The 21,198-nt window shown below is 67.7% G+C and carries 19 protein-coding genes; all 19 read right to left on the bottom strand.

Annotation, left to right across the window (positions count from 1 at the left end; genetic code table 11):
* Positions 1 to 78 precede the first annotated feature (78 nt).
* Positions 79 to 2,169, bottom strand: a complete 2,091-nt coding sequence (locus MX659_RS05310) for a sodium-translocating pyrophosphatase (protein ID WP_267192403.1) — start codon at positions 2,167 to 2,169, stop codon at positions 79 to 81.
* Positions 2,170 to 2,289: 120 nt separating this feature from the next.
* The gene (locus MX659_RS05305) at positions 2,290 to 3,318 is read right to left on the bottom strand and encodes a deoxyguanosinetriphosphate triphosphohydrolase (RefSeq protein WP_267192402.1); all 1,029 of its coding nucleotides are present in this window, start codon (positions 3,316 to 3,318) and stop codon (positions 2,290 to 2,292) included.
* Between the two features lie 5 nt (positions 3,319 to 3,323).
* The gene (locus MX659_RS05300) at positions 3,324 to 3,695 is read right to left on the bottom strand and encodes a hypothetical protein (RefSeq protein WP_267192401.1); all 372 of its coding nucleotides are present in this window, start codon (positions 3,693 to 3,695) and stop codon (positions 3,324 to 3,326) included.
* Positions 3,696 to 3,733: 38 nt separating this feature from the next.
* A complete protein-coding gene (gene ppdK, locus MX659_RS05295; protein WP_267192400.1) occupies positions 3,734 to 6,457 on the bottom strand; it encodes a pyruvate, phosphate dikinase in 2,724 nt (907 codons plus the stop codon).
* Positions 6,458 to 6,537: 80 nt separating this feature from the next.
* Complete coding sequence (locus MX659_RS05290; RefSeq protein ID WP_267192399.1) at positions 6,538 to 7,347, bottom strand: pyruvate, water dikinase regulatory protein; 810 nt, start codon at positions 7,345 to 7,347, stop codon at positions 6,538 to 6,540.
* A gap of 25 nt (positions 7,348 to 7,372) precedes the next feature.
* Positions 7,373 to 9,448 carry a glycine--tRNA ligase subunit beta gene (gene glyS, locus MX659_RS05285; protein ID WP_267192521.1) on the bottom strand — a complete coding sequence of 692 codons (2,076 nt, stop codon included), beginning with the start codon at positions 9,446 to 9,448 and terminating at the stop codon, positions 7,373 to 7,375.
* Positions 9,448 to 10,332 (bottom strand): glycine--tRNA ligase subunit alpha, encoded by an 885-nt coding sequence (glyQ, locus tag MX659_RS05280; RefSeq protein ID WP_267192398.1) that lies wholly within the window; start codon positions 10,330 to 10,332, stop codon positions 9,448 to 9,450. The genes glyS and glyQ overlap by 1 nt, the downstream gene beginning before the upstream one ends.
* Positions 10,333 to 10,401: 69 nt before the next feature.
* A complete protein-coding gene (gene recO / locus MX659_RS05275) occupies positions 10,402 to 11,148 on the bottom strand; it encodes a DNA repair protein RecO (protein ID WP_267192397.1) in 747 nt (248 codons plus the stop codon).
* Between the two features lie 10 nt (positions 11,149 to 11,158).
* On the bottom strand, positions 11,159 to 11,845 hold the full coding sequence (gene deoC, locus MX659_RS05270; protein WP_267192520.1) for a deoxyribose-phosphate aldolase: 687 nt from the start codon (positions 11,843 to 11,845) through the stop codon (positions 11,159 to 11,161).
* A 5-nt stretch (positions 11,846 to 11,850) separates the two neighbouring features.
* On the bottom strand, positions 11,851 to 12,768 hold the full coding sequence (gene era, locus MX659_RS05265) for a GTPase Era (protein WP_267192396.1): 918 nt from the start codon (positions 12,766 to 12,768) through the stop codon (positions 11,851 to 11,853).
* On the bottom strand, positions 12,765 to 13,193 hold the full coding sequence (cdd, locus tag MX659_RS05260) for a cytidine deaminase (RefSeq protein WP_267192395.1): 429 nt from the start codon (positions 13,191 to 13,193) through the stop codon (positions 12,765 to 12,767). Before cdd ends, era begins: the two co-directional genes overlap by 4 nt.
* Positions 13,186 to 14,445 carry a hemolysin family protein gene (locus MX659_RS05255; protein WP_267192394.1) on the bottom strand — a complete coding sequence of 420 codons (1,260 nt, stop codon included), beginning with the start codon at positions 14,443 to 14,445 and terminating at the stop codon, positions 13,186 to 13,188. Before MX659_RS05255 ends, cdd begins: the two co-directional genes overlap by 8 nt.
* A 21-nt stretch (positions 14,446 to 14,466) precedes the next feature.
* Positions 14,467 to 15,171, bottom strand: a complete 705-nt coding sequence (locus MX659_RS05250) for a diacylglycerol kinase (protein ID WP_267192519.1) — start codon at positions 15,169 to 15,171, stop codon at positions 14,467 to 14,469.
* Between the two features lie 5 nt (positions 15,172 to 15,176).
* Entirely contained in the window at positions 15,177 to 15,623 is a 447-nt protein-coding gene (gene ybeY / locus MX659_RS05245; protein ID WP_267192393.1) for an rRNA maturation RNase YbeY, read from the bottom strand.
* Positions 15,589 to 17,037 carry an HDIG domain-containing metalloprotein gene (locus MX659_RS05240; protein ID WP_267192392.1) on the bottom strand — a complete coding sequence of 483 codons (1,449 nt, stop codon included), beginning with the start codon at positions 17,035 to 17,037 and terminating at the stop codon, positions 15,589 to 15,591. Before MX659_RS05240 ends, ybeY begins: the two co-directional genes overlap by 35 nt.
* Positions 17,030 to 17,962, bottom strand: coding sequence for a PhoH family protein (locus tag MX659_RS05235; protein ID WP_267192518.1), 933 nt, complete (start codon positions 17,960 to 17,962; stop codon positions 17,030 to 17,032). Before MX659_RS05235 ends, MX659_RS05240 begins: the two co-directional genes overlap by 8 nt.
* A gap of 62 nt (positions 17,963 to 18,024) precedes the next feature.
* Positions 18,025 to 19,323, bottom strand: a complete 1,299-nt coding sequence (locus tag MX659_RS05230) for a MiaB/RimO family radical SAM methylthiotransferase (RefSeq protein WP_267192391.1) — start codon at positions 19,321 to 19,323, stop codon at positions 18,025 to 18,027.
* Complete coding sequence (locus MX659_RS05225; RefSeq protein WP_267192517.1) at positions 19,316 to 20,074, bottom strand: RsmE family RNA methyltransferase; 759 nt, start codon at positions 20,072 to 20,074, stop codon at positions 19,316 to 19,318. Before MX659_RS05225 ends, MX659_RS05230 begins: the two co-directional genes overlap by 8 nt.
* 5 nt (positions 20,075 to 20,079) lie before the next feature.
* A complete protein-coding gene (gene dnaJ, locus MX659_RS05220; protein WP_267192390.1) occupies positions 20,080 to 21,195 on the bottom strand; it encodes a molecular chaperone DnaJ in 1,116 nt (371 codons plus the stop codon).
* Between the last annotated feature and the right edge of the window lie 3 nt (positions 21,196 to 21,198).

Raw genomic sequence — 21,198 nt, 5'->3', positions numbered from 1 at the left:
TTCCCCTCGCGTCAAGACCGATGCTCCCGGACGCCGAAGCGCCCGGGAGCATTCTACTCCTCGGTGTGACTGGAGCTGCTAGCCGCCGTGCACCTTCAAGAACAGTGGCACGAAGACCAATGACACGACGGTCATCAGCTTGATCAGGATGTTCATGGACGGGCCGGAGGTGTCCTTGAACGGGTCGCCCACCGTGTCGCCGACGACAGCGGCCTTGTGAGCGTCCGAGCCCTTGCCACCGTGGTTCCCGGCCTCGATGAACTTCTTCGCGTTGTCCCACGCACCGCCAGCGTTCGCCATCATGATGGCCAGCAAGAAGCCTGTGACGAGCGCACCGGCGAGCAGCCCAGCGAGCATCGACAGGTCGATCAGGCCCGCGACGAGCGGAACGGCGACAGCGATTGCGCCAGGGACGACCATCTCCTTGAGTGCCCCTTTGGTCGAGATATCGACGCACGCAGCGTAATCGGGACGGCCCGTGCCTTCCATCAGGCCGGGGATCTCGCGGAACTGGCGGCGCACCTCGCCGATCATGGCGAACGCCGCACGACCGACCGCGCCCATCGTGAGCGCAGCGAACAGGAACGGCAGCATGCCGCCGATGAACAGGCCGACGATGACGTAGGGGTTCTCGAGTGACATGTCCACCGTCATCCCACCGACGGACAGGGACTGCCGGAATGCGACGAACAGCGCCAGCGCCGTGAGCCCGGCAGAACCGATCGCAAAGCCCTTCGCGATGGCCGCCGTGGTGTTGCCGACGCTGTCGAGGGAGTCCGTGATCTTACGGATCGGCGCGCCCATCTCCGCCATCTCGGCGATACCGCCAGCGTTGTCGGCCACGGGCCCGTACGCGTCGACGCCGACCGTGATCGCCGTGATTGACAGCATGCCGAGCGCCGCAAGCGAGATGCCGTAGATGCCCGACAGGTCGTTGCCCGGTACCGCTGCGTTGCCCATGAGGTACGCGCCAACGATGCCGACAGCAACAACGAGGATCGGCGCGGTCGTAGAGAGCATCCCGGTGCTCAGACCGGCGATGATGTTCGTCGCCGCGCCAGTCTCGCTCGACTCAGCGATCTTCTTCACCGGCTTGTAGTGATCGGAGCAGAAGTACTCGGTGATCTTCCCGATGGAGATGCCGGCGGCAAGACCGATGACGACCGACCCGAAGTACCACAGGCGCTCCGGCTCCGCGCCGACACGCGTGCTCCAGTGGTAGAACAGCCAGAACATCGCGAGGACCTCGAGCGCGGCCGCCACATAGGTACCGCGATCGAGAGCAGCGTGGAGGTTGCCGCCTTCCTTCGCGCGAACTGCGAACAGGCCGATGACGGACGCGATGATGCCGAACGCTGCGATCAAGAGCGGAGCGGCGATGCCGTACTGGAGGTCGATGCTGCGTGGCGAGCCGGCTACGAACCACAGCGAGATGGCGAGCACCATCGGCGCGAGGATCGATCCGACGTAGCTCTCGAACAGGTCCGCACCCATGCCGGCGACGTCGCCGACGTTGTCGCCGACGTTGTCAGCGATGACGGCCGGGTTGCGCGGATCGTCCTCGGGGATGCCGGCCTCGACCTTGCCCACCAGGTCCGCGCCGACGTCGGCGGCCTTGGTGTAGATGCCGCCGCCAACGCGGGCGAACAGCGCGATGGACGACGCGCCCATCGCGAAGCCGTTGACGATCTCAGCGTTCTTCGCAGGATCGCTTCCGGTGACCAGCAGGAAGATCGCCCACAGTGCAAGACCGCCCAGTCCGAAGCTCGCGACGGTCAGACCCATCGTCAGACCGGAGCGGAACGCCACCGACAGAGCCTTCTCGATGCCTTTCGTTGCGGCCTGCGCGGTACGTGCGTTCGCGCGCGTCGCGACGTACATCCCCACGTAACCGGCTGCGGCCGAGAGCAGACCGCCGGTGAGGAACGCGACGCCTGTCATCCAGCTGACAGACACAGAGAGCAGGACGAACACGATGGCAGCGAACACCACGAGCACGCGGTACTCACGGAACAGGAACGCCATCGCGCCTTCCTGTGTGGCTTTCGAGATCTCCAGCATGCGCTCGTTGCCGGGATCCTGCTTCAGGACCCACGACGCCAGGTACGCCGCCACCGCGATACCGATGAGCGCGGCGACCGGCGCGAACCAGGCAATCCAATCAGCCATCTGCGCGCTTCTCCCTTCCATCTCCTCGTACAGGACCTTGCCGTGCTTGCGCGATTCTATGCGAACGGGGTGTATACGGCAACAAAACCGTAACGCCCTGACGCGCAGATACCCGAAGCTCTACACGCGCCACTGCGACGGAACGAAGATCTGCTCGTACCGGCGGATCGCGAACCGGTCGGTCATGCCTGCGACGTAGTCGACGACCCGTTGGACGAGCTCGCGTTCGTCGCGCGGAGCGAACTCGGGCGGCAGATCTGCGGGGTTCTTCAGGTAGTGCATGAAGAGCGCTTTGACGACGCCGTGCGCCTTCGGCTCTTCGGCCTTCGCCCTGGACGAGTTATAGACGTTCTCGAACAGCCACGTCCGCAAGCCGGTCAGCGCGTCCCATACCTCGTCCGACATGCGGATCTCGTCGGAATCGAGCGATGAGGAGACCATGTCGTTGACCATGGTCGTGATGCGTTGGCCATGGCTGTGGCCGAGCACGGCCGTCGGACCGTCAGGAAGATCCGATTCGGTGATCACGCCGCCTCGGATCGCATCGTCGATATCGTGGTTGACGTACGCGATGCGGTCCGCGATCGCCACGATCTGGCCTTCGAGCGTCGATGCCCGCTCAGGACCGGTGTGGCAGCGGATCCCGTCCCGGACCTCCCACGTCAGGTTGAGGCCCTTCCCCTCGTACTCCAGGACCTCGACAACGCGCAGCGACTGCAGGTTGTGGTGAAAGGCGTCCGGGACGTTCGGGTACGAGCCTCGGATCTCCTCGAAGCACTCCGTCAGCGCGTCTTCGCCGGTGTGGCCGAACGGCGTGTGCCCGAGGTCGTGCCCGAGCGCGATCGCTTCGGTGAGGTCCTCGTTCAGCCTGAGCGCACGAGCGATGGAGCGCGCGATCTGCGACACCTCGAGGGTGTGCGTAAGGCGCGTCCGATAGTGGTCGCCTTCGGGGGCCAGGAACACCTGCGTCTTGTGCGAGAGCCGCCTGAAGGCCTTGCAGTGGATGATGCGGTCGCGGTCACGCTGGAAGTCCGTGCGGAACCGGTCCGGCGTCAGGGACCGGAGCCGGCCCCTGCTCGCATCCGAGAACGCCGCCCGCGGCGCCAGACGACGATGCTCTTCTTGTTCTGCCAACTCGCGCGTGAGCACGCTGCCTACCTCCGTGCCGCCGCCATTCCTCCGAACAGCAACCAGTACACGACGACGGTCCCGCACGATACGACAGCGCCGGTGCGCGCGGGCCTATCCGCTCCCCACGCCCGCGCAAGCGTCACGCCGACAGCCGCCGAACCGAGCGCAAGGACCGCGCCAGCAGCCGCGCTGGCGCCCCACGCGCTTGCAAGCGCGTCAGCGGGAACGAGCGCTCCGGTCTCAGCGTAGTGACTGCCCATCATCAGCGCGAAGAGCACGGCGATCCCCCACGCGGCAGCAAGCGCGAAGTCCGATCTCCAGGGCCGCTCCCGCCGGGACCGGCCCTGGATCAGAGGTGACCGCGCTCGCTGGTACAGCCGCGTGCTTCGCGCCACCGCTCCCCCGCTTCTGCCGCCGTGCGGCGGCGCTCGTCCTAACGGTTATCGCTTCCCGAGACCCTTCCTGCCAGCGCGGCTTGCGCAGCAGCCAGCCGAGCAAGCGGCACGCGGTACGGCGAGCAGCTCACGTAGTCGAGCCCGATGCGGTGGAACGTGTGCACCGACTCGGGATCGCCGCCGTGCTCGCCACAGACGCCGAGCTTCAGCTTCTCGTTCGCCTCGCGGCCGAGCCGGCAGCCCATCTCCACGAGCTTCGCCACACCCTCGTCGATCGTCTCGAACGGGTTGCGTGCCAGGATCTTCCGCTCCAGGTACCGCGGCAGGAACTTCGCCTCGATGTCGTCGCGCGAGAACCCGAAGGTCGTCTGCGTCAGGTCGTTCGTCCCGAAGGAGAAGAAGTCAGCGACAGCGCCGATCCGGTCCGCCGTCACGGCCGCTCGGGGCAGCTCGATCATCGTCCCGACGGGGATCGCGATCTTCACGCCCATTTCCCGAGAGACCTCCTCGACGACGGCCTCCGTCTCCTTGCGAAGCGTCTCCAGCTCCGTCACGACGCTGACGAGCGGGATCATGATCTCGGGACGCGGGTCTTTGCCCTCCTTCTTGAGCTGGCACGCGGCGCGGGTGATCGCACGCACCTGCATCCCGTAGATCTCTGGGAACATGATCCCGAGGCGGCAGCCGCGCAGACCGAGCATCGGGTTGGCTTCCACCATGGAGTCGATCTGGGCGAGCAGGCGACGCTTGGCGGCGAGCTCGTCAGGGTCCGCGCCCGCCGCCTCCGCGCGCACGATCTCGACCTCGAGCGCACGCGGGTCGTCCAAGAACTCGTGCAGCGGCGGGTCGAGCAGGCGCACGGTCACCGGCAGCCCGTCCATGGTCGCGAAGATCTCCAGGAAGTCCTGGGTCTGGACGGCGAGCAGCTTGTCGAGCGCCGCGGCACGCTCAGGCGAACCGTCGTCGGCGAGGATCATCGACTGGACGATGGCCTTCCGCTCGCCGAGGAACATGTGCTCCGTGCGGCACAGCCCGATGCCTTCAGCGCCGAACTTGCGGCCGAGCGTCGCGTCCGCCGGCGTGTCTGCGTTCGCGCGGACGCCGAGCGTTCGGAACTCGTCGGCCCACGAAAGGACGGTGTCGAAGTCGCCCGAGACCTCCGGCTCAACGAGCGGCACGGCTCCGAGCACCACGACGCCCGTGGTGCCGTCGATCGAGATCACGTCGCCTTCGCGGATCACGACGTCGGTGCCCTTCACGCGCGCGAGCTTGTTCTCGGCGTCGATGGCCAGCTTCTCCGCCCCGCACACGGCCGGCTTGCCCATACCGCGCGCGACGACGGCCGCGTGCGAGGTCTTGCCGCCGTGCGACGTGAGGATGCCCTCGGCGGCGTCCATGCCCGGCAGGTCGTCAGGGTTGGTCTCCCACCTGACGAGGATGACCTTCCGGCCCTGCGCCTTGGCAGCGACGGCGTCAGCGGACGAGAACACGGCCTCGCCCACCGCCGCGCCTGGGCTCGCATTCAGCCCCTTGGCGATGGGCTCGATCTGCGTCTTCGGGTCGAACTGCGGGTGCAGAAGCTGGTCGAGCTGCGCTGGGCTGATGCGCTGCACCGCTTCTTCGCGCGTGATCATGCCCTCGTTGACCATGTCCACGGCGATCTTGAGCGCTGCCCGCGCCGTGCGCTTGCCGACGCGCGTCTGCAGCATCCAGAGCTTGCCCTGCTCGATGGTGAACTCGATGTCGCACATGTCGCGGTACTCGGCCTCGAGCCGCTCGAAGACGCGCCACAGCTCTTCTGCGGCCTCAGGGAGGACCTTCGGCAGGTCCGACAGCGGCTGCGTGTGCCGGATGCCGGCGACAACGTCCTCGCCTTGCGCGTTCGTGAGGAAGTCGCCGTAGTACTCCTTCGTTCCGTCCGCCGGGTTACGGGTGAAACCGACGCCCGTCGCCGAAGTCTCGCCCTTGTTCCCGAAGACCATCGCCTGCACGTTCACGGCCGTGCCGAGGTCGTCCGGGATCTTCTCCATCTTCCGATAGTAGACCGCACGCTCGTTCATCCAGCTCCGGAAGACAGCCTCTATGGCGAGGCGGAGCTGGGTCTGCACGTCTTGCGGGAACGCGACGCGCCCGTCCGGTCCGACGAGCGCAGGGAACGCCTCCGCCGACACGTGCTCCGCGACGATCTCCTTGAAGCGCGCAGTGAGCTCCTTCATGTCGTCTGCGTCGAGTTCGGCGTCAGACGAGACGCCACGTGCGAGCTTCATCTCGGTGATCGCGTTCTCGAACAGGTCGCCGTCGACGTCCAGCACGACCTTCGAGAACATCTGGATGAACCGGCGGTAGCTGTCCCACGCGAAACGCGGGTTGTTCGTCTGCTCGATGAGCCCCTGGACGGACTCGTCGTTCAGGCCGAGGTTCAGGATGGTGTCCATCATGCCTGGCATCGAGAACGGCGCCCCCGAACGCACGGACACCAGCAGCGGATCGCTCGGGTCGCCCAGGCGCTTGCCCATCTTCTGCTCGAGCTCTGCCAAGTACTCGGAGATCTCCTCGTCGAGGCCCTCAGGGAACGCAGGCGGATTCGAGGCGTAGTACTCCATGCACGTCTGGCACGTGATGGTGAAGCCGGGCGGGACCGGCAGTCCCATGTTCGCCATCTCGGCGAGGTTCGCCCCTTTGCCCCCAAGGATGAACTTCATGTCCTTGTTGCCCTCGGTCCTGCCGCCGCCGAAGGCGTACACACGCTTGATCCCTGCCAACGCCCTCTCCCTTGCTGTCCGGGAACCTGCTTGCGCCATCATATCGCAACGCCGTGGCCCCACGACACGGCGTGAGCGCCTCAGTCGGAGACGGTAAGGCCGCCTTCCAAGTGACGCACGATCTCCTGCGCGGCCTCCTCGATCGCGCGGTTGTCGGTGTGCACCACGATGCACCCGATCTTCCGCATCACCGCCCGGGCCTCCTCCAATTCGCGCTCGATCGCTTCTAAGTCTGCATACCCCGGGACGTAGGTGCCGAGCTCCCGCATCCGCTCTGTGCGGACCTCGCGCAGGACGCGCGCGCTCGTGATGAGGCCGAACACCCGCCGCGGACTCACCTCGAACAGCTCCTTGGGCGGATCCGTTCCTGGCGTGAGCGGGACGTTGGCCGCCCGGTAACCCTTGAACGCGAGGTACATCGCGAGCGGCGTCTTGCTGGAACGAGAGACGCCGATGAGCACCACGTCGGCCTCCGGAAGGTCCTGCGGGTTGCGGCCGTCATCGTGCTTGACGGCGAATTCCATCGCCTCGATCCGCTCGAAGTACTCCTCGTCGGTGCGCCGTATCGCCCCCGGCTCCCCCGACGGTTGCAGGCCTGTCACGCGTCCGATCGTCGCCACGGCAGGACCCAACACGTCGATGCCGTTGACTCCGGACGCGCAGAGCGTCTCCATCTCCCTCCGCAGCGCGTCGTCGACGAGCGTGTACACGAACAGACACCACTGCCCGCAGTGCGATCTTACGGCGGTGCGGAGCTCACCGACCGTGCGCACCCTGGGCAGGCGTTCGATGCGGAACGCGTCACCGTCGAACTGCGCGATGGCGGCGCGCGCCACCATCTCGGCCGTCTCACCGAGCGAGTCCGACAGGATGTGTACCGTGTACGTCACCTGGCCGGACCTTCCGTCCGCGCCTTCAGGCTGCAATCCGGCCGAAGTCCGCGAAGCGCGAGAACACGCGGACGAAGCGGTTGAGCAGACGCAAACGGTTCTCTCTCAGCCGCAGGTCTTCGTCCATGACGAGCACGGACTCGAAGAATGCATCGATGTGGGGCCTGAGCGCAGCCAGTTCGGACAAGACGTCGTCGTGCCTTCCTCGTGCGAGCAGCTCTTGCACCGTGCGGTCCGCAGCTTCCAGCGCGTCGGCGAGCGCGCGCTCCTCATCTCCCATGAGGTCGCGCGACACGCCCTCCCCGAGGGAGGGGTCCGCCAGGTTCGCGGCGCGCCGGAAGGCGATGGCGAGGTCTTCGAACAGCTCCGGGTCGGCGTCGCGCGCATCTTGCAACGCGGCGCACCGCGCAGCGACCTCGGCGAGGTCGTCGGATTCTGAGGCGAGCACGGCGTCGATGGTGTCGTACGCGTACCCGCGTTCGCGCAGAACGCCCTGCACGCGCCCGAGGAAGAACTCCTTCACCTCCGCGACCACGGAAGCGGCGTCCATGTCGGAAAGGACCTCTGCGTATCCGTCGACCGCATCCGCGATGGCGCGACCAAGCCGGAGATGCAACCCTCCGTCAATGACCATCGCGATGATCCCGATTGCGAACCGCCGCAGAGCGAACGGATCGGACGAGCCCGTCGGCGCTTGCTTGGCCGCATGGATGCCGCAGATGGTGTCCAGCTTGTCTGCCGCTGAGACCAGCATGCCTGGGAGGCTTTCCGGGAGCGCGTCCCCGGCGTACCGCGGACGGTAGTGGTCTACGATCGCCTGCGCCACGGCCGGCGCCTCGCCCGAGGCGAGGGCGTAGTACGAGCCCATCACGCCTTGGAGCGAGGTGAACTCGACGACGACGTGTGTCACGAGGTCGGCCTTGCACAAGTGCGCGGCGCGAACGGCGTGCGCTTCGTCCTCCGGCCCCGCGCCTACCTCCTTCGCGAGGAGACGCGTGAGGCGCTCGACGCGCGCCACCTTCTGGCCGAGCGAACCGAGCCGCTGGTGGAAGACGATGCCGTCCAGTTTACCGACGTAGGACTCCAGCGAGTGCTTCAGGTCTTCGTCGTAGAAGAACGCGGCGTCTGCCAGTCGCGCACGGATGACGCGCTCGTGGCCTGCGACGATCTGCGGCGTGCGGTCCGCGGGACCGTTGTGGACGACGAGGAACGCAGGCATCAGCGACCCGTTCAGGTCCTCGACCGGGAAGTAGCGCTGGTGCGATTCCATCGCTTCTTCGAGCACCTCGCGCGGAACGCGCAGGAACGCCTCGTCGAACCGTCCGGCAGCCACAGTCGGATTCTCGACGAGGTTCACCACCTCGAGGAACGTGTCTTCGGGTACCACGGCAACGCCGCCGAGAGAGTCCGCGACAGATGCGATCCCCTCGCGGATAGCAGCAGCACGCTCAGCGCCGTCCGCGATGACTGACGCGGCCCGCAGCGCCTCCAGGTACGACGACGGCGTCTCGATCGTCACCGGCCCAGCGAGGAACCGGTGGCCGTAGCTCGTGCAGCCGGCCGTGAGCCCTGCGAAGGTCACGGGCAGAACCTCGTCTCCGAACAGCGCCACGAGCCACCGGACCGGACGGATGAACCGGGCGTCACCGCTACCCCAGCGCATCGTCTTCGGCCACTGGATCGACCCAGCGAGATCGGAGAGGAGGCCGGGAAGCACCTCTTCGGCGGGCAGGCCCGGGCGCTCGATGACGGCCCACACGTACTCGCCACCGTCTGTGCTCTCACGCACGAGCGATCCAGGGTCGACGCCCCTGCTGCGCGCGAAGCCGAGCGCGGCCGGCGTCGGGTTCCCGTCCGCGTCGTACGCTGCCGCCGCCGCGGGGCCTTTGACGCGCTCCGTCACATCGCGCTGGCGCTCCGCCACGTCCCGCACGAGAAGCGCGATGCGCCGCGGGCTTCCGTACACGGAGATCTCGCCGTGTTCGAGCCGGGCAGCAGCGAGAGCATCGGCGGATGCCGTGCTTACCTGCTCGAGCGCAGAGTACAGCGGCGCAGACGGCATCTCTTCCACGCCAATCTCGAACAGAAGGTCGCGCGGCATCACGCATCACCGCCTTTCGCCGACGGAAGCGAGGCGACGTATGCCTCGCAGCACGCTTTGGCGAGAGCGCGGATGCGCAAGATGTAGCCGGTGCGCTCCGTCACCGCTATCGCGCCACGGGCGTCCAGCAGGTTGAAGACGTGCGAGCACTTCAGCACGTAGTCGTATGCAGGCAGCACGAGGCCGGCATCGAGGGTCCGCTTGCACTCGGCCTCGTACATCACGAACCGACTGAGCAGCGCGTCGACGTCTGCGACCTCGAAGTTGTAGGCGGACTGCTCACGTTCGTTGCGCAAGAAGACGTCCCCGTAGGTGAACACGAGCCCATCGGGGCCCTTCGTCCACACGAGGTCGAACACGCTGTCGACGCCTTGGATGTACATCGCGAGGCGCTCCAGACCGTAGGTGATCTCCGCCGGCACCGGGCGGCACTCCAGCCCGCCGACCTGCTGGAAGTACGTGAACTGCGTGACCTCCATGCCGTTCAGCCAGACCTCCCAGCCGAGCCCCCACGCACCGAGCGTCGGCGACTCCCAGTCGTCCTCCACGAGCCTCACGTCGTGGTCCTTCGGGTCGATCCCGATCGCCTTGAGCGAGCCGAAGTACAGGTCGAGCACGTCGTCAGGGCTCGGCTTCAGGATGACCTGGAACTGGTAGTAGTGCTGAAGGCGGTTCGGGTTCTCGCCGTACCGGCCGTCCGTCGGGCGTCGCGACGGCTGGACGTACGCCGTCCGCCACGCGTCAGGGCCGAGCGACCTGAGTGTCGTGGCCGGATGGAAGGTCCCCGCGCCGACTTCGACGTCGTACGGCTGCAGCACCACACACCCCTGGTCGGCCCAATAGCGCGACAGCGCGAGGATGATGTCTTGGAAGGTCATCGTCATCAGGCGTCGTCTCCATTCCGACAGCAGCGGGCGAACCGCGACGTCTGGCGTGGGCGCTAGTGTACATCATCACCCGCGGACGTACGCGTCGAGCGCACGGATCCGCGCGGGCACGTGGTACGCCACGAACGCGCGGAGCACCATGATGGCCTCGCGCTCCGCGACCTCCGGCAGCGGCTGGGAGGCGACCTCCGCAAGACGCGCGCCCAGAAGCCACGCCAGGGCCTGTGCGAGCTCCGGCGAGATGCCGATCGCGCTTGGGTCGGAGCCCGAGCATGCGCTGCACACCACGCCGCCGCCTTCGAGCGAGAACGCAGTCGGTGTCCCGCCAGGCGACCCGCATGTCACGCACCCGGCAAGCTGCGGGCGGAAGCCTTGCATCGCCATCGCCTTCACGAGGAACGCGGCCACGAGCGACGGCCTCGCCGCCGCCTGCGCACCTTCGAGCGCGCCCAAAGCGGCCGCGCCGAGCTCGAACAGCCGCGGCTCGGCATCGCACTCCTCGGTGATGCGGTCGAGGAAGTCGGCGACAACCGACGCCGCCCGCACTGCGTCGTAGTCGTTCCTCAAGCGCTCGTGCGTCGCGACGGTCTCCGCTTCTGTGAGCACGTCAAGCGACCGTCCGCGTGCGAGCAGCACGTCCGCCACCGTGAACGGCTCGACGCGCGCTCCGAACTTCGATCCGGGCTTCCGAGCGCCTTTCGCAACGGCGCGGATCTGCCGGCCCTCGGAACTGATGAGCGTTACGATGAGGTCGGCCTCCCCGAGCTTCGTCTTGCGAAGCACGATCACGCGCGCAGGGTACGTCCCGCTCATCGCTCGCGCGTCAGCTCCGCTCGGCCGCGTCGAATGCCGCGAGGATCTCGGCTCCTGAAGACGTGCCGATCCGGTCGGCGCCGGCCTCGATCATCGCGAGCGCGGTCTCAAGGTCCCGGATACCGCCAGCGGCTTTCACTCCTGCGCGATCGCCGACCGTCTGGCGCATGATGCGCACGTCCTCGACAGACGCGCCGCGCGGGCCGAAGCCGGTGGACGTCTTCACGAACCGAGCGCCTGCCTGGACGCTCAAACGACACGCGTGCGCTATCTGCTCGGCGTCGAGGTGGCCCGTCTCCAGGATGACCTTCACGAGACCGCGACCGTGCGAGGCCTTCCGCACCACTTCAACGACCTGAGCGATGTCTTCCTCCACTACCGTGAGCTCGCCACCGAGGAACGCTCCGATGTTCATCACCATGTCGATCTCGGTGCACCCGAGCTCGATGAGCTGACGGGCCTCTTCGGTCTTCGTCTCCGTGAGCGAGTACCCGAGCGGGAAGCCGACGACCGAGCACACGGTCGTCGAGGTGCCGGCAAGGACCTCGGCCGCGAGCGGGACGAGGAACGGCGACACGCACAGCGACGCGAACCCAAGGCCCGCGTTCCGCTGCATCCACTCGTGGGCCTCTCGCATGCCGACCGTTGGTTTGAGAAGCGTCTGGTCGATCGCTGCAGCAAGCGCGCTCCTGTCCATGGCGCTCACAGCCCTTCGCCGTATCCGAACCGCCGTATCGATGACGCGTCGCGCCGCCAGTCGCGCTTGACCTTCACCCGCAGGTCGAGGAAGACGTGCGCGCCGACGATCCGCTCGATGCCTGGCCGCGCCTCGCTCCCGATGCGGCGGATCATCTCGCCGTCCTTCCCGATGATGATGCCCTTCTGCGACTCGCGTTCCACGTAGATGAGAGCGCTCACGCGCAGCACGCCGCCGCGTTCCTCGGCGATGTCGTCGACCACGACACCGACGGCGTGCGGGACCTCTTCCCGGGTGAGGTGCAAGACGCGCTCGCGGATCAGTTCCGCGATCAGCACCTCGACCGGCTGGTCCGTGCGCATGTCCCGCGGGAAGTACCGGGGGCCCTCCGGCAGCAGCCGCACCACGGCGTTCACGACGCCGTTCACGTTGAAGCCCGTGCGGCCAGAGCACGCGACGATGTCGTCGAAATCGGCAAGCGTCTGCGCCACGGCCATCTGGCGGTCGAGCTCTTTCGGTTTGACGAGGTCCACCTTCGTGAGCACGAGGACCTTCGCTGCACTGCACTCCTGTACGCGATGGGCGACCCACCTGTCTCCAGGGCCTACGGGCGCGGAGGCGTCGATCACGAGGCACGCGACGTCCACGTCGCTCAACGCGAGGACGGCCGAGCGGTTGAGCTCCTCGCCGAGCGCATCGTGAGGCCGGTGCAGGCCCGGCGTGTCGACGAACACGACCTGTGCGTCGTCTCGGTCCACGATGCCGCGCAGACGGTGACGCGTCGTCTGCGGCGTGCTGGACACGATCGCCACCTTCTCACCGACGAGCGCGTTCAGGAGCGTGGACTTGCCAGCGTTCGGCCGCCCCACGAGGACAGCGAAGCCGCTCCGCACCACCTCGAACGACGACGCTTCAGCGCTCACTCCTCGCCTCCATCGTCCTCGTCCAAGTAGCCCCGCACGAACGCTTCCGGAAGCAAAGCGTCGAGCGTCATGACCTCCACAGTGTCGCTGCGGCCGCCGATGACCACCCGCATCTCAGGGTTGAACTCCGCGAGGAACTGCCGGCACGCCCCGCAGGGGACCGTCGGGGACTCGGAGTCTCCGACGATGGCGATGGCGTCGAAGAAGGTGTGACCGGCGGCCACCGCGGCCATCGCAGCGCCGCGCTCGGCGCAGATCGTCGAGCCGTACGCCGCGTTCTCGACGTTCACTCCCACGTAGATGTCCCCGCCCGCGAACACGGCGGCGCCCACCCGGAACCCCGAGTACGGCGCATACGCCTTCTGCTTCGCCTCACGCGCGAAGGCGAGCAGGGCGAGGTCGGCCTGCGTGACGCGCTCACTCATCGGGCTCCTCCTCTCGCGCGGCCGGCTCCACGAGGATCCGGCGCACCCGGTTGCGATCCACTGCGTCCACGGAGAGCCGAAGGCCCTCGACTTCGATGGACTCCCCGACGCTGGGTATGTGCCCGGCAAGCTCGACGAACAACCCTCCCACGGAGTCCGCCTGTGGTTCGATGTCGGTGCCGAACATCTCGTTGAGGTCGTCGACCGGCATGCGTGCATCCACGCTCACCCGGCCATCTCCCAGATCCACCACCGTCGGTTCGGCGACGTCGTACTCGTCGAAGATCTCGCCGACGATCTCTTCGAGCAAATCTTCGATGGTCACGAGCCCAGCTGTGCCGCCGTACTCGTCGGCGACGATCGCGATGTGCGTCTTGGAGCGCATCTCGACGAGCAGCTCTTCGACCGGCTTGGTCTCCGGGACGAAGTACGGAGGCCGCGCGATCGGCGCCACCGTCGCCGGACACGAGCTCTTGCCCAGGCACACGAGGAGGTCCTTCGCATACAAGACGCCTCTGATGTCGTCGACCGACCCGTGGTAGACGGGCAGCCGCGAGTATCCCGACCGCTCGATCGTCTCGAGCGCCTCGCTCACGCTGGCGTCGTCTGCCACGCACACCATGTCGGTCCGAGGGACCATCACCTCGCGCACGATCTTCGTCGTGAAGTCGGCCACGGCGTCCATGATGGCTTCCTCGGCCTCCTCCTTGGCGCTCTCCTCGTCCTCTGCAGAGGCTCGATAGTCCTCCTCGGACACCCACGGGTCTTCCACCGGCTGCTCCGCAACGAGCCCCATCACGCGCATCCACACGGCAGCGAGCGCGCGCGCCACCGGGTACGCGAGGGAGACGAGGACACGCGCCGCAGGAGCCACCGCGAGACCGACGCGCTCCGGGTTGTGCACCGCCACTGACCGCGGCAACGTCTCAGAAAGCGAATAGACTGCGCCTACCACGGCAGCGAGGATGGCCGCGGACGCCGCGCCTCCCGTCCGAGGAGCGACGACAGCCCACGTCAGACCTCCTGCGAGGGCGTACGCGACAGCGCGGACGAGCGTTGCAGCCGCCGTCACCCTGCCCGGACGGTCCGAGAGCGCCTGGAGCTCCTCGCCGCCTCTGCGCCCTGACTCCGCCAGCCGATGGGCGCGCCCGCGCGAAAGCAGCGCGATCGACGCCTCGGCTGCAGACAAGGCCATCGCGCAGACGACGAAAACGACGAACAGGAACGCGGCAACGAAACCGGCTGCGCCCAAGCGCGGCACCTCCTCGAACGATCACGACCAGAATAGCGTAAAGACCGCGGCGGTCACGACGATGCCCACGACGCCGCCCCAGAGCGCTTGCCACACCGTGTGCGCTTCGGACTCCACGCGGCTCTGTGCCACGAGCCCCGCAACGAACAGCCCGATCACCCACGCGGCTCCGCTCCCGGTGATGAACGCGATCGAAGTCGCCCCCGCAGTCGCAAGCGCCACGTGACCCGACGGCCAGCCGCCTCGCATCCACGTGCCGGCCTGTCCGCTCACCGCCTTCAGCACGAGCACCGCAAGCGCGGTGATGCCGAGCGCGACCACGCTCACGTGCGAGGGTGCCTCACGGACGCGCACGAGCAAGGTGTGCGCCGTGTCGGTCAGGCGGCCGAAGAACACGACGTACCCGACGACGATGGCGACCACGGCGCTCACGAACACGGCCGATGCGGCAACGTCTTTCGCGATCTTCGCGACGGGGTCGTACCCCTCTGTGGCGACGTCCACCGTCGCTTCGATGGCCGTGTTCACGAGTTCGGCAGCGATCACCAGCGCGACGGTGAGCAGCACCGCGAGGAACTCGGCCCGCCCCACGCGGAAGAACAGCGACGCTCCCAGAACGGCCGCGCCTGCCGCAACGTGGATCCGCATGTTGCGCTGGGTGCGGAGAGCGTATACCAGTCCGTCGATCGCGTGGTTGAACGACCAGATGATCGAACGGGAGCGCATCGGCTTCACGGCTCGGGCGCGTAGGCGTCGAGGACGGCCCGCTCGCGCGCCTGCATCACTGCGGCGTCCTCGTCGCGTTCGTGGTCGTAGCCGAACAGATGGAGGATGCCGTGCACCACAAGCAAGTTGAGCTCCGATTCCACGGTCACGCCGAGCTCGGCCGCCTGCTTCTCTGCGATTTCCGGTGCGATGATCACATCGCCGAGCACGATGGGCTCACCGGCGCTCGCGAGACACGGGTCGTCGCAGCCGAAGGAGAGCACGTCAGTCGGACCCGAGACGCCGCGGTACTGCTCGTTCAGGCGCGCGATCTCATCCGCATCGACGATCGCGATCGAGAGCTCAGCCTCCTCGGGCGCGCTCTCCATCGCCAAGACGTGCTTTGCCAGGCGCTCGAACGCGTCCAGCGCGAGCGGCTCAGGGTCTCGATGGCTGATCACGCGTACCAACATCAGCGTCCCTCTCATGAACGAACGACGGATACTCGATGCGAGGATGGTACAACCCGCTCAACAGGCGCGTGTAGACCTCCACGATGCGCTCCAAGTCCGCGAAGGTCAGGTCCGCGTGGTCGAGCTGGTGGTCGGCGAGCTTCGTATCGAGCACCCGCCGCACGCACTCCTCGATCCGCGGCGGCGTCGGCTTCGTCATCGCGCGCACCGCCGCTTCGGCCGCGTCCGCGAGCATGACGATCGCTGCTTCGCGCGACGCGGGCAGCTCGCCGCTGTAGCGGAAGTCGGCCTCCACCACAGGATCGCCGTTCGCAGTCGCCTTCCGGTAGAAGTACGACATGACCGACGTTCCGTGATGCTGACGGATGATGTCCACCACCTCAGGCGGCAGTCGATGCTGCTCGGCAAGCTCGACCCCCTCGCGCACATGTGCCGCGATGATGAGGGCCGAAAGCGATGGGGAGGTGTTCGCATGCGGGTTCGAGCAGACGGACTGGTTCTCGACGAAGAATCCCGGACGCGCCAGCTTCCCGACGTCGTGGTAGTACGCGCCGACGCGAGCAAGCAGCGGATCGGCGCCGATCGCTTGCGCCGCCGCTTCCGCGAGGTTGCCCGTTAGGATCGCGTGCGTGTATGTGCCGGGCGCTTCGAACATGAGCCGCCGCATGAGCGGCGCGCTCGGATTCGCGAGCTCCAGCAGGCGCACGTCCGAGGTGACGCCGAACAGCGCCTCGAACACGGCGAGAAGCCCGAGCGCCGCGATGACCGTCACGACGCCGCCTGCCGCGCCAAGAGCAGCCTCCCGCACGATTGCATCCAGGCGCGCGCCTGCAAGCGCCGCAGCGCCAGAAGCAGCGGCGGCCATCACCGCAACGACGCTGCTCGCGCCGGCCACGAGCCGGGCACGGTCTTTGAGCGACGCCATCGACGCGATGGCGGCCACGTCGACGAGCAGCACGGCGAACACCACCGGGCCGCCGAGCACCCCCTGGAGCACCCCCGCGCCGACCGAGGCTGCCGCGACGAACATCCCCGCCTGCGGCCCCGCGAGCATGGCCGCGACCATCGGCCCGATCGGGAGCGGCAAGACGAACGGCGTGATGTCCGGAGCGGCCAGCGCGTGCAGCCACGTGAGGTAGACGCTTCCTGCGGTCAGCAGCGACACCACGAACCCGTCCCTGGACCGCTCGTGGTGGTGCGGACGCGTGCGAGCGAGGTAGCGGTCGCCGATTCCGATGCACAGCGCAGCAAGGCCGGCGACCGCGACGGCCTGGAGCGGCGGACGTTCCCAAACGAGCGGCGGCACGACGATGGCGAGCAACGCAGCGCGAGCAAGCCCGGCGCGCACCGTTCGTGACGCGAAGACACCCGAGCGGGGCCACAGCCCCGAGAGCTTGTCGACCAGGCTATCCATTCTTCGGTCGGTCGCCTGCCTTCGCGGCCTCGTACTCGCTGTACGCATTCACGATGCGCTGCACGAGGCGGTGCCGGACGACGTCGCGCGCGTCCAGCTCGACGAAGGCAACGTCGTCGACGCCCTCCAGGATCTCGCGGACCTGCTTGAGGCCCGAAAGCGAGCCGATGAGGTCGGTCTGCGTGATGTCGCCGGTCACGACGATCTTGCTGCCGAACCCGAGACGGGTGAGGAACATCTTCATCTGCTCAGGCGTCGTGTTCTGCGCTTCGTCGAGGATGACGAAGCTGTCGTTGAGTGTGCGGCCGCGCATGAACGCCAGCGGCGCCACCTCGATGACGCCACGCTCGGTGAGCATCGTCGACTGCTCGATGTCCATCATGTCGAACAGCGCGTCGTACAGCGGCCGCAAGTACGGGTCCACCTTCTCGTACAGCGTCCCCGGCAAGAACCCCAGCTTCTCGCCCGCTTCGACCGCCGGCCGCGTCAGGATGATGCGACCGACCGCCTTCTTCCGCAACGCGTCGACCGCCATCGCCATCGCGAGGTACGTCTTCCCGGTTCCCGCAGGGCCGATGCCGAAGGTGACCGTGTGCGTGCGGATCGCGTCCACGTACCGCTTCTGACCTGCGGTCTTCGGTCGGATGGTCTTGCCGCGGTGCGTGAGCAGCACGTCGGAGAACACGCTCGTCGGTGTGCACTCGCCGCGCTTCAGCATATCGATCGCGCGATCGAGGCTGTCCGGCGTGAGATGCTCGCCCTTTCGGAGGAGCTGGATGAGCTCCGAGAAGAGCACGCTGACGGCCTGCGCCTCCGCAATCTCTCCGGTGATGGTCACCTCGTTGCCGCGCACGGCGATTTCGGACTCGAACTGGTCCTCGATGAGCCTCAGCAGCAGATCGCCCTCCCCCAGAAGGTCGACCATCGCGACTTCAGGCGGCACGACCAGGCGGACCTGGCTCCGTTCCACGCTCTCACTCGCCTTTCTCACTGCCACGCCTCCATGGTAGCACGCGAAAAGGCCGGCCGCTGGTCCGTCAGGAAACCCGCGAGCACGCCCTCGTCGACTCTGTCGACCATCGCGTGAACGAGGTCGCCCGGCCGCAGGCCCGGTGCGCCCAGCCGGATCCGCGCACCATCTCGCACGGTTCCCGTGGCGACGCCTCCGCGGACCGACTCGACCAAGACCTCCTGCACGGTCCCGACGTGCTGCTGCAAGAACCGCTCTCGCGCAGCATCGCCGATCATCCGCATGCGCTCGGCACGGGCAGCGACGGTCCCGGGCGGTACGCGGTCTTTGCGCTCCGCTGCCGGTGTGCCCGGCCGAGGCGAGAACCGGAACACGTGCAGCTTCGCGAAGCCGAGCTCGCTCACGCGCCGCTCCGACTCGCGCGCGTCGTCGTCCGTCTCGCCAGGAAAGCCGCAGATGATGTCGGTCGTCACCGCAACACCAGGTATCGCGTCGCGCAACCGTTCCAGCGTCGCCTCGTACTCTGCGACCGTATAGCGGCGGCCCATCGCAGCCAGCGTCCGGTCTGAGCCGGACTGCAAGGGGATGTGCAGGTGCTCCAAGAACGCGGGGATCGCCGCGACCGTCTCGATGAACCGCTCGGTCACGTCGGGCGGCTCGATGCTGGAGAGACGGACGCGCCTGACGCCGGTGGCCGCGACTTCCCTGACGAGCCCCGCGAGGTCGAGCGTTCCGCTCGAGTACGTCCCGATGTTGATGCCGGTGAGCACGACCTCGTTCGCCCCGGCGGCGACGAGCGCACGGACCTCGGCGAGCACGCGCTCGGCCTCAACCGAGCGTGGCGCGCCTCTCGTGTTTGGAACGATGCAGTACGCGCAGCGGTTGTTGCAGCCGTCCTGCACCTTCACGAGCGCACGGGTACGGAACCCATCGCCCGCTCGGACCGCACCAGCTGCAGCCACCTCGGGAAGCCCCGCCATCTCTCTGATCAGGCGAGGCACCGCGTCCTTGCTGCGCTCCACGCTCACCCGCGGACCGAGGGCGGCAAGCAGCGCCTCGTCCTGGGCCGTCAGGCAGCCCGTCGCGACCACGCGCGGCGCGCTCGGCAGGCCGAGCGCGTGCCGCACCGCCTTGCGCGCCTTGTGCGACGCCTCGGCCGTCACGGCGCACGCCATCACCACCACGATGTCTGGGCGGTCGTCGTCGACCAGCACAACGCCTGAGCTCGCGAGCGCTGCAGCGATCGTCTCGGCCTCCACACGGTTCACCTTGCAGCCGAGCGTCGTGAAGCGGACGCGGAGCGGCCGGTCACTCACCGCCAAGACCTCCCCGTGCCGAAATCGCCAGCGCTGCGGCCACCACGCCCGCCGTCTCGGTACGAAGCGTCGTCGGACCGAGCCACACCGTCCGAGCCCCGGACGACACGAGCGCCGCGACCTCGTCGGCCGAAAAGCCGCCTTCTGGCCCCACGACGACCGCTACGACGTCGTCGCTCGACAGATCAGAGCCGACGATGGCCCGCCTGATGCTCGGGGCGCCTTCGGCCTCCTCCCATGCGACGAGTATAAGCGCGACCGCACCCACCTCCGTCGCCAGGTCCGCGACGCTTACGACCGGAGCGACTTCCGGCACGCGCGTGCGCTGGGACTGCTTGGACGCCTCGCGCGCGACGCGCTGCCAGCGCTCCTGCTTGGCCTTCGCCTTCGCGCCGTCCAGCTTCACGACGCAGCGCGCCGAGGACAGCGGCACGATGCGCTCCACGCCGATCTCGGTCGCCTGACGCACGACGGAGTCCATCTTCTCGCCCTTCGCGATGCCCTGCACGAGCCACACGCGAGGCACCGGGACGGCTTCCACATCACGGACTGCACGGCCTTCGACCACGCCTCCTTCGACGTGGGTTATCTCGACTTCGAGCGCGATCCCTCGCGCGTCAACGCACACGATGCGGTCCCCGATGCCGAGCCGCAACACGTCGAGCACGTGGTGGAGGTCATCGTCGCTCAAGCGAAGCGGCCCGACGCCGCCCTCGGCATGATTCGCCACGAAGAACCGGTGCAGCGTCATGACGCTCACGCACCGAGCCAGTCTTTGATGCGCTCGATCGGCGTCTTGCTGCCGCGACCCGTGCCGAACGTCTCACCGAGCTCCCGCAGGAGCTCGCGCTGCCGTTTGTCGAGCTTGCGAGGCACCTCCACGCGCACGTGGACATGCAGGTCGCCGCGGCCACCCCTGAGCCCTGGCATGCCGCGCCCTTTCAGCCGGAGCACGTCGCCGGCCTGAGTGCCTGCGGGCACTTCGACCATCTCGTCTCCGCCAAGACCCGGGACCGTCACCGTCGCACCGAGCGCCGCCTGCGCGATGTTCAGCACTGCCATCACGTGGAGGTCATCGCCCTCACGGTGCAGGAACTCGTGCTCCGCGACGCGCACGCGGACCAAGAGGTCGCCCGACTGAGCGCCGCGTACGCCTGCCTCGCCCGCGCCGGGAACGCGGAGCGTCTGGCCGTCGGCGATGCCGGCCGGGATCGACACGGTCACGCGCTCAGTCACCTGCGCGCGACCGGAGCCCCCGCACGCAGGGCACGGAGGCTCGACGATGCGGCCCGTGGCCCCGCAGCGCTCGCAGGGAGCCAGCGATTGCATCACGCCGAGTATCGTGCGCCTGACGGTCCTGCGCTGGCCCGTTCCGCCGCACTCGGGGCATGCCTTCACCGAGCCGCCGGGCGACACACCCGTCGCGTTGCACGCCGCGCACGGGCCGAGACGCGTGACCGAGATCTCGCGCTCGACGCCAGCAGCCGCTTCTTCGAGCGTGATCGTCACCTGCACGCTCATGTCGCGCCCGTCGGTGCGCACGGCACGCCCGCCCATACCCGCGGAAACGCCGCCGAAGAAGGTCTCGAAGATGTCGTTGATGCCGAAGAAGTCGCCGAACCCGGAGTAGTCCGACCCGAATCCGCCGACGCGTGGATCCGGCGTGCCGTAGCGGTCGTAGTTCGCACGCTTCTGCTCGTCTGAGAGCACCTCGTAGGCCTCGTTGATCAGCTTGAAGCGCTCCTCCGCGTCCGGGTCGTCAGCAACGTCGGGATGCGTCTCCCGCGCCTTGCGGCGGAACGCTCGCTTGATCTCCTCTTGAGACGCGTCCCGGCTGACGCCCAAGACGGCGTAGTAGTCCACAGAAGCCATCTC

This window comes from Parvivirga hydrogeniphila, from assembly GCF_023371205.1.
Lineage (GTDB): Bacteria > Actinomycetota > Coriobacteriia > Anaerosomatales > Anaerosomataceae > Parvivirga > Parvivirga hydrogeniphila.
This window is presented reverse-complemented; position numbering and strand designations above follow the sequence as displayed.